Here is a 10,432-nt window from a genome sequence, read left to right on the forward strand (position 1 = left end):
CGCCGCGGCGTTCAACATGTACCTCGACCGCGACATCGACGCGCACATGCACCGCACCGAGAACCGTCCGCTCGTGACGGGAGAGATCACTCCGCGCGGAGCGCTGATCTTCTCCTGGACACTCGCCGTGCTCTCGACCGTATGGCTGTGGTTCACGACCAACTGGCTCGCGGCCACGCTGTCGGCATCCGCCATCTTCTTCTACGTCGTGATTTACACGATGATCCTCAAGCGCCGTACGGAGCAGAACATCATCTGGGGCGGTATCGCCGGATGCTTCCCCGTGCTCATCGGCTGGGCTGCGGTCACCGAGTCGCTCGACTGGCCCGCGTTCATCCTCTTCATCCTCATCTTCCTCTGGACGCCGCCGCACTACTGGCCGCTCTCGATGAAGTACAAGGACGACTACGAAGACGTCGACGTGCCCATGCTCGGCGTCACGCGCAACGCCTCGCAGGTCGGACTCCAGGTCATCCTCTACGCGTGGGCGACCGTCGCCTGCTCGCTGCTGCTGATCCCGATCGCCGGCATGGGCCTCGTCTACGGTGTGTCCGCGGCGGTCTTCGGCGGCTGGTTCATCTATGAGTCGCACCGTCTGTACAACCAGGCGGTGCGGGGGAACGAGGCGCGGCCGATGAGGGTCTTCCACGCCTCGATCACCTACTTGACGCTGATCTTCGTGGCCGTGGCGGTCGACCCGCTGCTTCCGTTCTGACCTTCGTCGCCTTCCGACTCCGTCTCGGTGGTGTCGGCTGAGGGGAGATCCGTCCGCTCGGTCGGCTCCGTCTCGTCATCCGCGGTCCAGTCGATCGGCTCGACGACCACCGGTGCCGGCGTCGGGAGCAGGGCCTGCACCGCGACGAGAGCGACGGCGATCAGAAGGCCGATGACGCCCGCGCCGAGGAGCGCGGCGCCGACCACGACGAGCGACTGTCCGACGTAGACCTCGATGCCCGTCGCGGTGCCGTCGAGCAGGGTGCTGGTCATCGTGCCGAGCTGCCCGGCGATGATCCACCCGCCGACGGCCGCAGACGCGAGCGAGAGCACGAGGAGGAGCCAGAAGCCGATGCTGCGTGTCAGTGACTTGTTCATGCGGGCCACGTTGCACGACGAACTGATGAGCCGCCGATGCCGCAGCTATGCATCCACTGTGCGGGCCGTGACCGATCGCGCCCGTCAGTCCTCTGTGGTGACCGGCGTCTTCAGGTGCAGCACGACCACCGTGTAGGCCGCGGCCGACAGCGAGGCGAGGACCATGTGGATGCCGACGAGCAGCGGCGGAAGCCCCTCGCGCGCCTGCCAGATGCCGACGCCGACCTGGACGAGGATCGCGACCACCAGCACGAGCAGCCACCGACGCGGCTCCAGACGCAGCACCCAGGCCGAGATCGTCAGCGCGGCGACGAGCGCGGCGAGGATGTACCCGGGCCACGAGTGCACGTGCGCGAGGACGGTCGCGTCGAAGCCGTGGCGGAAGACGTCGGCGTCACCCGAGTGCGGGCCGGAGCCGGTGGTGAGCACTCCGAACACGATGGTGACCGCGAGGGCGAGACCCGTGACATGGCTCAGGATGGTGAACCACTTCGGCACAGCGCTCACGCGGGGTCCCGGCACGGCGTACAGCCGCACGAGGAACGCTGCGGTCACGCACACCAGGAGTAGCGACGACACGTAGTGGAAGCCGACGATGAAGGGGTTCAGGCCGGTGAGCACGGTGATGCCGCCCACCAGCGCCTGCGCGACGACGCCGATCAGGACGATCCAGGCGAGGATCACGAGGTCGCGTCTGTCTGTGGTCAGCCTGACGGATCTCACGGTCGCCGCGATCACGATGGCCAGCAGTGCCGCCATCGCGAACGGCGTCGCAGGCAGCGAGAAGAACGACATGACTCCGAAGACGATTCCGGCCGCGACGATACCGGCGGCGGCGAACAGCAGAGCCGAGAAGACCAGGCGACGACCGCCGACGCGTGCGAGCACGAGCAGCAGCACCGCGAGGGCGATGACGCCGACGACGCCGGTCATGACGCGGTTGCCGAACTCGATGATGCCGTGGATTCCCTGATCGGCATAGATCGGCACGAGGGACTCCGGCGTGCACAGCGGCCATTCCGAGCATCCGAGCCCCGAGCCCGTGAGGCGCACGGCGCCGCCGGTGCCGATGATGATCGTCTGCGCGAGGAAGGACAACCAGGCGAAGATCCGCAGCGCACGTCCCCAGAGGACTGCGTGCGTCGACGGCGCGCCGGGGGAGTTCGTGGAGGAGGCGATCGTGGGCTGGGGCATAAGTCTCTCCGAACCGCGCCGGACACGGCGAGCGGCCCTGTCTTCAGGCGGAACCTGTAGAATCGGATTGTTGCGATGAGCGCTGACCGCGCTGATGCATCGTCAACAGTTTAGGCGCGATGGATGCGCCGGTGATGAGGGCCCACCAACGGCACCCGCTCCCGCAGACTCGACGGGGATCAGGTGTGTCGGGGCGGATTACACCGTTTGGGACCTGTGAGGAGAGTGTGTGATGTCGGATGTGCTGATCGACCGCCCGGAGCTTGACGGCCTGGGGGTGTATGAATTCGGATGGCACGACGCGGACGCCGCCGGAGCGATCGCCAAGCGAGGCATCTCGGAAGAGGTGGTCCGCGGGATCTCGGCGCTCAAGCACGAACCCGAATGGATGCTGAACACCCGTCTCAAGGGGTACCAGCTCTTCGGACGCAAGCCGATGCCCACCTGGGGCGCCGACCTCAGTGAGATCGACTTCGACAACATCAAGTACTTCGTGCGCTCCACGGAGAAGCAGGCGCAGTCCTGGGAGGACCTGCCTGCCGAGATCCGGGAGACCTACGAGCGTCTCGGCATCCCCGAGGCCGAGCGTCAGCGCCTGGTCGCCGGTGTCGCGGCGCAGTACGAGTCCGAGGTCGTCTACCACCAGATCCGCGAGGACCTGGAGGAGCAGGGCGTCATCTTCATGGACACCGACACCGCGCTGCGCGAGCACCCCGAGTTCTTCGAGGAGTACTTCGGATCGGTGATCCCCGCCGGCGACAACAAGTTCGCCGCGCTGAACACGGCCGTCTGGTCGGGCGGATCGTTCGTCTACGTCCCCAAGGGCGTTCACGTCGAGATCCCGCTGCAGGCCTACTTCCGCATCAACACCGAGAACATGGGCCAGTTCGAGCGGACCCTGATCATCGCCGACGAAGACAGCTACGTGCACTACATCGAGGGCTGCACGGCGCCGATCTACAAGTCGGACTCGCTGCACTCGGCGGTCGTCGAGATCATCGTGAAGAAGAACGCCCGCGTTCGGTACACGACGATCCAGAACTGGTCGAACAACGTCTACAACCTCGTCACCAAGCGTGCGGTCGCGCACGAGGGCGCGACGATGGAGTGGGTCGACGGCAACATCGGCTCCAAGGTGACGATGAAGTACCCGTCGATCTATCTGATGGGCGAGCACGCCAAGGGCGAGACGCTCTCGGTCGCCTTCGCCGGACCCGGCCAGCACCAGGATGCGGGCGCCAAGATGATCCACATGGCGCCGTACACGCAGTCGTCGATCGTGTCGAAGTCGATCGCCCGTGGCGGTGGACGTGCCGGTTACCGCGGTGAGGTGCGGGTGGACGCGAACGCGCACCATTCCGCCAACACCGTGCGATGCGACGCTCTGCTGGTCGACACCAAGTCGCGCTCCGACACCTACCCGGCGATCGACATCCGCGTCGACGACGTGCAGCTCGGTCACGAGGCCACGGTGTCGAAGGTCAGCGAGGAGCAGCTCTTCTACCTGCAGTCCCGCGGTATGCCCGAGGACGAGGCCATGGCCATGATCGTGCGCGGTTTCATCGAGCCGATCGCGCGCGAGCTGCCGATGGAGTACGCGATGGAACTCAACAAGCTCATCGAAATGGGCATGGAAGGATCGGTCGGCTAAATGGCGGCCTCGACGACGGCGCCCAGCGAGGCGCAGCATACGAACGCGCACATCGACCCCGCAGCACAGGTCTCGGATGCCGGGTTCGTGCCCGTGCAGACCCGCTCGGAGCGCCCCCACTCGTTCGACCCGGCGGACTTCGGTTCGCCCACGGGCCGTGAGGTGAACTGGAAGCACACTCCGGTGTCCAAGCTCTCCGCGCTGTTCGCGGTCGCGGCGACGGCCGAGGGCGTGGGCTACTCGTTCCGCTCCGGCGAGCAGTACGTCTCGGCACCCCTGACCGCGGGCACCGCGCCTCGTGGTGAGGTCTTCCTCGCCGAGGACGTCACAGCCGCCGTCGCGTGGCAGGGGGCGACCGACGCGTTGCACATCCGTATCCCTCGCGAGGAGGAGGTCGCTGAGCCGATCCTCGTCTCCGTCGAGGGACTCGGTGCCGAACTGCGCGCCGACGCCCACATCGTGATCGAGGCGCTCGAGCACAGCTCCGCCACGGTCGTGCTGCAGCACACGGGTGCCGCCCAGTACTCGCAGAACGTCGAGATCATCGTGCGCGACGGCGCCACGCTCACCGTCATCAGCCTGCAGCAGTGGCAGGACGAGGCCGTGCATGCGTCCGCGCATCAGGCACGGGTCGACGCGGATGCCACGCTCAAGCACTTCGTGATCAGCTTCGGCGGAGGCGTCGTGCGCGTGAACCCGAGCGTGGAGCTCGCCGGAGCCGGTTCCGAGGGGTACCTCTACGGTCTGTCCTATGCCGACGCCGGCCAGCACCTCGAGAGCCAGGTCTACCTGCACCACAAGGGACCGCACACGAAGGGCGACGTCCTCTACAAGGGTGCGCTGCAGGGCGAGAGCGCGCACAGCGTCTGGATCGGCGACGTGCTGATCGGCGCCGATGCGACGGGCACCGACTCGTACGAGGCCAACCGCAACCTGGTGCTCACCGAAGGCGCTCGCGCCGACTCGATCCCGAACCTCGAGATCGAGACCGGGGACATCCTCGGTGCAGGTCACGCCAGCGCGACGGGTCGTTTCGACGACGAGCAGCTGTTCTACCTGCAGGCTCGTGGGATCAGTGAGGAGGAAGCGCGCCGCCTCGTGGTGCTCGGCTTCCTCACCGACATCGTGCAGCGCCTCGGAATTCCCGAGCTGGAATCCGAGCTGCTCGCCGCCATCGAGACGGAACTCTCCGAGGTGAGCGCGTGAGCGCGGAGCGCGTGTGCGGCGTCTCGGAACTCGAGCAGGACATGCCGATCCGCGTCGAGCCGAGCGGTGTCCCGATCACCGTGATCAAGGACGCGGAGGGCGTGATCCACGCCATCGGCGACACCTGCACCCACGGCGAGATCTCGCTGTCCGAGGGCTTCGTCGAGGGTGACACGGTGGAATGCTGGGCCCACGGCTCGGCGTTCTCGCTCCTCACCGGCAAGCCCGGCAACCTCCCCGCTTATGAGCCGGTTCCCGTCTACATCGTCGAGATCGACGGTGACGACGTGCTCATCGACCCGACTGTGACGAAGGAAATCTGATGTCTGTTCTCGAAATCCGCGACCTCCATGTGACGGTCGAGACCGATGCGGGGACCACCCCGATCCTCAACGGAATCACGTTGACCATGAACACCGGCGAGACGCACGCGATCATGGGGCCCAACGGCTCCGGCAAGTCGACGCTCGCGTACACGATCGCCGGTCACCCCAAGTACACCGTGACGTCGGGGTCCATCACGTTCGACGGCAAGGACGTCCTCGCGATGTCCGTCGACGAGCGCGCCCGTGCCGGACTGTTTCTCGCCATGCAGTACCCGGTCGAGATCCCCGGCGTGACGGTGACGAACTTCCTCCGCACGGCCAAGACGGCTCTCGACGGTGAGGCTCCCGCGATCCGCGGCTGGACCAAGGACGTCAAGGCGGCCATGGCCAACCTGCGCATGGACCCGAAGTTCGCTCAGCGCAACGTCAACGAGGGCTTCTCGGGCGGCGAGAAGAAGCGCCACGAGATCCTGCAGCTCGAGGTGCTCAAGCCGCAGTTCGCGATCCTCGACGAGACCGACTCCGGCCTCGACGTCGACGCGCTGAAGATCGTCTCCGAGGGCGTCAACCGCGCCAAGGAGTCCACCGGTCTCGGCGTGCTCCTGATCACGCACTACACGCGCATCCTCCGCTACATCCGCCCCGACTTCGTGCACGTGGTCGTCGCCGGCAAGATCGTCGAAGAGGGTGGCCCCGAGCTCGCCGACCGGCTCGAGGACGAGGGATACGACCGTTTCCTCGACCCCGCCGCCCCCATCGAGGCGTAGGCTGATCGGCATGACAGCGACGCTCACCGACGCGAAGTACGACGAGGTCACCGAGGCTCTCAAGGACGTCATGGATCCCGAACTCGGGATCAACGTCGTCGACCTCGGACTCATCTACGATCTCGCGTGGGACGACGAGAACGACGCCCTCGTCATCCACATGACGCTGACCAGCGCCGGCTGCCCCCTCACCGACGTGCTCGAGGATCAGACTGCTCAGGCTCTGGAGAGCGTGGTGGATCGCTTCCGCATCAACTGGGTGTGGATGCCGCCGTGGGGTCCCGAGCGGATCAGCGACGACGGCCGCGACATGATGCGCGCACTCGGCTTCGCGATCTGAGGATGCTCGAGGTCAGGGCTCTGCCCTTGGCGGAGCTCCGCGCGCGCACCAGCGAGAAGTGGCGGGAGTATCCCGCCGACGTGCTGCCGCTGTTCGTCGCGGAGACGGACTTCCCGCTCGCCCCGACGATCTCCTCGGCTCTGCGCCGGGCGGTCGACAGAGGGGACACCGGGTACGTCGCCTCACGCACCCCGCTCGCGTCGACGTACAGCGACTTCGCGCTGCGGCGATTCGGCTGGCAGCCCGATCCCGCGCGAATGCGCAGCACCGCTGACGTGAGCATGGGGATCGTCGAGATCCTGCGGCGCGTGACGCGACCGGGCGAGCGCGTCGTCGTCACGCCCCCTGTCTATCCGCCGTTCTACGACCTCGTGTCCGAGGCCGGCGCCGAGGTGGAGCGGGTCCCGCTGCGCGACACCGGCTCGTCCTGGGAGCTCGATCTCGACGGCATCCGCGCGGCCTTCGAGAGCGGTGCCACCGCCATGCTCCTCTGCAACCCGCACAACCCCACCGGCACCGTGCACGACCGCGACGCGCTCACGGCGCTGGCGGAGCTGGCCGAGGAGTTCGGCGTCTCGGTGATCTCGGATGAGATCCACGCGCCGCTCGCCCAGCCCGGTGCGGGCTTCACGCCGTTCCTGCACACCGGAGCCGCGGCCGCCGCCGTCGGCTATGCGGTGGTGAGTGCGAGCAAGGCGTTCAACCTGGCGGGGCTCAAGTGCGCTCTCATGGTGACCGCATCGGACGCCACGACTGCGGTCGTGCGGCGTCTGCCCGTCGAGGTCGAGTGGCGCACGGGCCAGTTCGGCCTGCTCGCCGCCGTCGCGGCTTTCACGGAGGAGAGCGATCCCTGGCTCGACGGGCTGCTGCGCACGCTCGACGCGAATCGGGTGCTGCTCCATGACCTGCTCGCCGCGCGTCTGCCCGCCGCGCGCTATCGGATCCCGGATGCCGGGTACCTGGCCTGGATCGATCTCACCGCTCTCGGATGGGGGGACAACCCCGCGCGGCGCATCCTCAAGGAGGCCAGGGTCGCCCTGCATTTCGGCCCCGCCTTCGGCGAGGAGGGGCGTGGTCACGTCCGGCTGAACTTCGGCACGAGCCCGGAGATCCTCACCGAGGCCGTCGAGCGCATCGCGACGCTCGTGGATCGATGACCGCGGTCACCTCGACCGTCTCGATCTGGGATCGTCAGCGCCGCTGGGTCACGGCCGGCGCGGTCGCCCTGATCTTCTTCGCGGCGATCGAGGCGCTGGCGGTGACCACGGTCATGCCGATCGTCAGCGACGCCCTCGACGGTCGTGCACTGTATGCGGTCGCTTTCGCGGGGACGCTGGCGACCAGCGTCATCGGCATGGTCGCCGCCGGAGCGTGGTCGGATACCCGCGGGCCGCGAGGCGCGCTGTACGTCGCGGTGACGCTGTTCATCGCCGGGCTGATCCTGTCGGGTCTCGCGAGCACGATGGAGCAGTTCCTGATCGGTCGTCTCGTGCAGGGGCTCGGGACGGGCGGCCAGACGGTGGCGCTCTACGTCGTCGTGGCCCGGCTCTACCCGCCGCAGCTGCACGGCAGAGTGTTCGCGGCGTTCGCCGCGGCCTGGGTGGTTCCCTCGATGATCGGTCCGTTCCTCGCGGGCGCCGTCGCGGAGTACCTCGACTGGCGCTGGGCCTTCCTCGGGGTCGCCGTGCTCACGGCCGTCGCCTTCCTGACGATCGCGGCGCGGTTGCGAGGCGTCGACCTCGGACACGGGGAGCCTCAGGGTGCCCGTTCCCTCGTCATCCGCCTCGGACTGGCGTTCGTCGTGGCGGTGTGCGCGGTCCTCATCGGCATCAGCGCAGAGATGGCCGTGCGGGTCGGCTGGCCGGTGGCCATCGGCGCGCTCGTGGTCATCTCCGTCGCGCTTCTCCCGCTGCTGCCACGAGGAACGCTGCGCGCCGGGCGAGGACTGCCCAGCGTCGTGCTCATGCGCGGTGTCGTGGCGGGGGCGTTCTTCGCCGCGGAGGCGTACATCCCCTACCTGCTGATGGAGCGCTTCGGCTTCTCCGCGACATGGGCCGGTGTCGCACTGATGCTGGCGGCCCTCGCCTGGGCCGGAGCGTCGCAGCTGCAGGGCCGCTTCGGAGAGCGTCTCGGCAACACCCGCATCACGCTCATCAGCCTCTCGCTGCTGCTCACGGCGCTGGTGTTCGTGCTCCTCGCCGCACTCGGAGCCGCGCCGGCGCTGCTGGTCGTGGTGGGCTGGGGCTTCGCGGGCGGCGGAATGGGACTTCTGTACCCGCGGCTGACGGTGCTCATGATCGCCTATTCCGTCGAGGGGGATCAGGGCTTCAACTCGTCGGCGCTGTCGATCTCCGACTCCACGGGGGCTGCGGTGGTGATCGCTCTGGCCGGTCTGGCCGTCGCGAGTCTCGGCGGTCAGGTCGCAGCGTTCGCCGTGGTGTTCGCGTTCTGTCTTGCGCTCGTGCTCGTGGCGTCGCTTCCCGGGCTCAGGCTCGGTCACGCCGCGGAGGACGCGACGCGCTGAGTCCGGCGGGTGCCGTCTCGCCGCTCAGCGCGGCCACTCCGAGATCGAAGACACGGTCGAGACCGGCGGTCACGTCGACGGTGTCTGCGGAGGGAAGTGCACCGTGGCTGTCCGCGTGCATGCGCTGCTGTACGAGCGTCGCGTGACCGAGGATGAAATGCAGCAGGGCGACCGATCGCTCCTCGGCGTGTGTCGCGCCTCGGCGCTGCAATGACGCCTCGAGCGCGGACTGGGCGGATGACGATCCGAGTTGCAGTGCGTAGGTGCTGAGCACCAGCTCTGCACCGTCGCGGTGACGGAACAGTGCGTCTCGAATGCTGCGCGCCGTCGTCAGCACATCGGCGTCGTCGCGGGGGATGGTCGCGGTGATCCGATCGGCGAGCTCGGCGAGGAGCTCCTGTTTGCTGGAGAAATGCCAGTAGAGAGCGCTCGGCTGCACCTCGAGCTTCGCGGCGATGCGCCGCATCGACAGATCGGCCAGCCCCACCTCGTCGAGGAGGGCGAGGGCGGTGCGTGCGACGCCGGCGCGATCGTGACGCGTCGAGTTGTGCTCGGGGCTCATGACCTCACTATAGTGAACACCGTTCAGGTGAACAGTGTTCAGGAAGGATCATGCGCATGACTCGACACCATGGTGAGGCCGGACGGGATCTCGCTCGCATCGCCGTCTTCGCGGCTCTGATCGTCGTGCTCGGCACGGTGACGGTGCCGGTCCCCGGAGGCGTGCCGATCACCGCGCAGACGCTGGGAGTGATGCTCGCCGGGGCGGTACTGGGTCCTCGTCTCGCGCCGCTGTCGGTGCTGCTCGTCCTCGTGCTCGCAGCGGTCGGACTCCCGGTCCTCGCCGGAGGACGCGGGGGACTCGGCGTCTTCGTCGGGCCCACCGCGGGATACCTCCTCGGCTGGGTGGTCGGGGTGGCCATCGTCGGCCTGCTCGTGCATGGCGGACGCATCACCTGGTGGCGGGTCGCGTCGGGCGCGGTGCTGGGGGGAATACTGGCGGTCTACGCATTCGGGATCCCCGTGCAGGCACTCGTGCTCGGCACCGATCTCGTTCCGACCGCACTGTCGAGCCTGGTGTTCCTTCCCGGCGACCTGATCAAGGCAGCCTGTGCGACGGTGCTCACGGTCGCCCTGCGCCGCGCCTATCCGCGCGCTTTCGGAGCGCGGGTTCCGAGCGCGTCGGCCTCGGTCCGTGCGGCCTGAGACGGCTGTCGGCACCCTCGCGCTCGACGCTCACGTCGTCGATCTGCTGTTCGCGGTCGGCACGCTCGCGGCGGCGTTCCTGCCCTTCGTCCCGATGCTGCCGCTGCTCGTTCTCGCCGGCGTCGC

At 67.9% G+C, this 10,432-nt stretch carries 12 protein-coding genes; 9 read left to right on the top strand and 3 right to left on the bottom strand.

From position 1 onward, the window contains the following. The coding region (locus ABTZ43_RS15545; protein ID WP_350539451.1) for a heme o synthase at window positions 1–715 on the top strand (715 nt) is incomplete at its 5' end. On the opposite strand, the gene ABTZ43_RS15550 is transcribed toward ABTZ43_RS15545, so the two are convergent. Next, entirely contained in the window at window positions 661–1,092 is a 432-nt protein-coding gene (locus tag ABTZ43_RS15550; protein WP_350539452.1) for a hypothetical protein, read from the bottom strand. The two genes, ABTZ43_RS15545 and ABTZ43_RS15550, sit on opposite strands and share 55 nt — an antisense overlap. Before the next feature lie 84 nt (window positions 1,093–1,176). Further along, window positions 1,177–2,286, bottom strand: coding sequence for a COX15/CtaA family protein (locus tag ABTZ43_RS15555; protein WP_350539453.1), 1,110 nt, complete (start codon window positions 2,284–2,286; stop codon window positions 1,177–1,179). Between the two features lie 232 nt (window positions 2,287–2,518). Here ABTZ43_RS15555 and sufB point away from each other — a divergent pair, with 232 nt between their 5' ends. From sufB to ABTZ43_RS15590, 7 genes are read left to right on the top strand one after another with little or no spacing between them, the layout of a single operon-like run. Continuing rightward, window positions 2,519–3,937, top strand: a complete 1,419-nt coding sequence (gene sufB, locus ABTZ43_RS15560) for a Fe-S cluster assembly protein SufB (protein WP_045254570.1) — start codon at window positions 2,519–2,521, stop codon at window positions 3,935–3,937. Then, window positions 3,938–5,143, top strand: coding sequence for a Fe-S cluster assembly protein SufD (gene sufD, locus ABTZ43_RS15565; RefSeq protein WP_056418135.1), 1,206 nt, complete (start codon window positions 3,938–3,940; stop codon window positions 5,141–5,143). Further along, a complete protein-coding gene (locus tag ABTZ43_RS15570; protein ID WP_045254568.1) occupies window positions 5,140–5,466 on the top strand; it encodes a non-heme iron oxygenase ferredoxin subunit in 327 nt (108 codons plus the stop codon). The genes sufD and ABTZ43_RS15570 overlap by 4 nt, the downstream gene beginning before the upstream one ends. After that, a complete protein-coding gene (gene sufC, locus ABTZ43_RS15575; protein WP_045254567.1) occupies window positions 5,466–6,236 on the top strand; it encodes a Fe-S cluster assembly ATPase SufC in 771 nt (256 codons plus the stop codon). Before ABTZ43_RS15570 ends, sufC begins: the two co-directional genes overlap by 1 nt. A 10-nt stretch (window positions 6,237–6,246) precedes the next feature. Then, complete coding sequence (locus tag ABTZ43_RS15580; RefSeq protein WP_045254566.1) at window positions 6,247–6,576, top strand: metal-sulfur cluster assembly factor; 330 nt, start codon at window positions 6,247–6,249, stop codon at window positions 6,574–6,576. 2 nt (window positions 6,577–6,578) lie between these two features. Next, a complete protein-coding gene (locus ABTZ43_RS15585; RefSeq protein WP_350539454.1) occupies window positions 6,579–7,733 on the top strand; it encodes a MalY/PatB family protein in 1,155 nt (384 codons plus the stop codon). Continuing rightward, window positions 7,730–9,100, top strand: coding sequence for an MFS transporter (locus ABTZ43_RS15590; protein ID WP_350539455.1), 1,371 nt, complete (start codon window positions 7,730–7,732; stop codon window positions 9,098–9,100). Before ABTZ43_RS15585 ends, ABTZ43_RS15590 begins: the two co-directional genes overlap by 4 nt. Here ABTZ43_RS15590 and ABTZ43_RS15595 read toward each other — a convergent pair. Beyond that, the gene (locus tag ABTZ43_RS15595) at window positions 9,063–9,662 is read right to left on the bottom strand and encodes a TetR family transcriptional regulator (protein WP_056418121.1); all 600 of its coding nucleotides are present in this window, start codon (window positions 9,660–9,662) and stop codon (window positions 9,063–9,065) included. The genes ABTZ43_RS15590 and ABTZ43_RS15595 overlap by 38 nt on opposite strands. Before the next feature lie 56 nt (window positions 9,663–9,718). Here ABTZ43_RS15595 and ABTZ43_RS15600 point away from each other — a divergent pair, with 56 nt between their 5' ends. Further along, on the top strand, window positions 9,719–10,306 hold the full coding sequence (locus ABTZ43_RS15600; RefSeq protein WP_350539456.1) for a biotin transporter BioY: 588 nt from the start codon (window positions 9,719–9,721) through the stop codon (window positions 10,304–10,306). The last annotated feature ends 126 nt before the right edge of the window (window positions 10,307–10,432 follow it).

This window comes from Microbacterium sp. NPDC097977, from assembly GCF_040302605.1.
In the GTDB taxonomy this organism is placed as follows: domain Bacteria; phylum Actinomycetota; class Actinomycetes; order Actinomycetales; family Microbacteriaceae; genus Microbacterium.

Excerpts from the sequence above, each read along its gene's own strand:
- ABTZ43_RS15550 (WP_350539452.1), bottom strand. The coding sequence starts at position 1,092 with ATGAACAAGTCACTGACACGCAGCATCGGCTTCTGGCTCCTCCTCGTG.
- ABTZ43_RS15555 (WP_350539453.1), bottom strand. The coding sequence starts at position 2,286 with ATGCCCCAGCCCACGATCGCCTCCTCCACGAACTCCCCCGGCGCGCCG.
- sufB (WP_045254570.1), top strand. The coding sequence starts at position 2,519 with ATGTCGGATGTGCTGATCGACCGCCCGGAGCTTGACGGCCTGGGGGTG.
- sufD (WP_056418135.1), top strand. The coding sequence starts at position 3,938 with ATGGCGGCCTCGACGACGGCGCCCAGCGAGGCGCAGCATACGAACGCG.
- sufC (WP_045254567.1), top strand. The coding sequence starts at position 5,466 with ATGTCTGTTCTCGAAATCCGCGACCTCCATGTGACGGTCGAGACCGAT.
- ABTZ43_RS15580 (WP_045254566.1), top strand. The coding sequence starts at position 6,247 with ATGACAGCGACGCTCACCGACGCGAAGTACGACGAGGTCACCGAGGCT.
- ABTZ43_RS15585 (WP_350539454.1), top strand. The coding sequence starts at position 6,579 with ATGCTCGAGGTCAGGGCTCTGCCCTTGGCGGAGCTCCGCGCGCGCACC.
- ABTZ43_RS15590 (WP_350539455.1), top strand. The coding sequence starts at position 7,730 with ATGACCGCGGTCACCTCGACCGTCTCGATCTGGGATCGTCAGCGCCGC.
- ABTZ43_RS15595 (WP_056418121.1), bottom strand. The coding sequence starts at position 9,662 with ATGAGCCCCGAGCACAACTCGACGCGTCACGATCGCGCCGGCGTCGCA.
- ABTZ43_RS15600 (WP_350539456.1), top strand. The coding sequence starts at position 9,719 with ATGACTCGACACCATGGTGAGGCCGGACGGGATCTCGCTCGCATCGCC.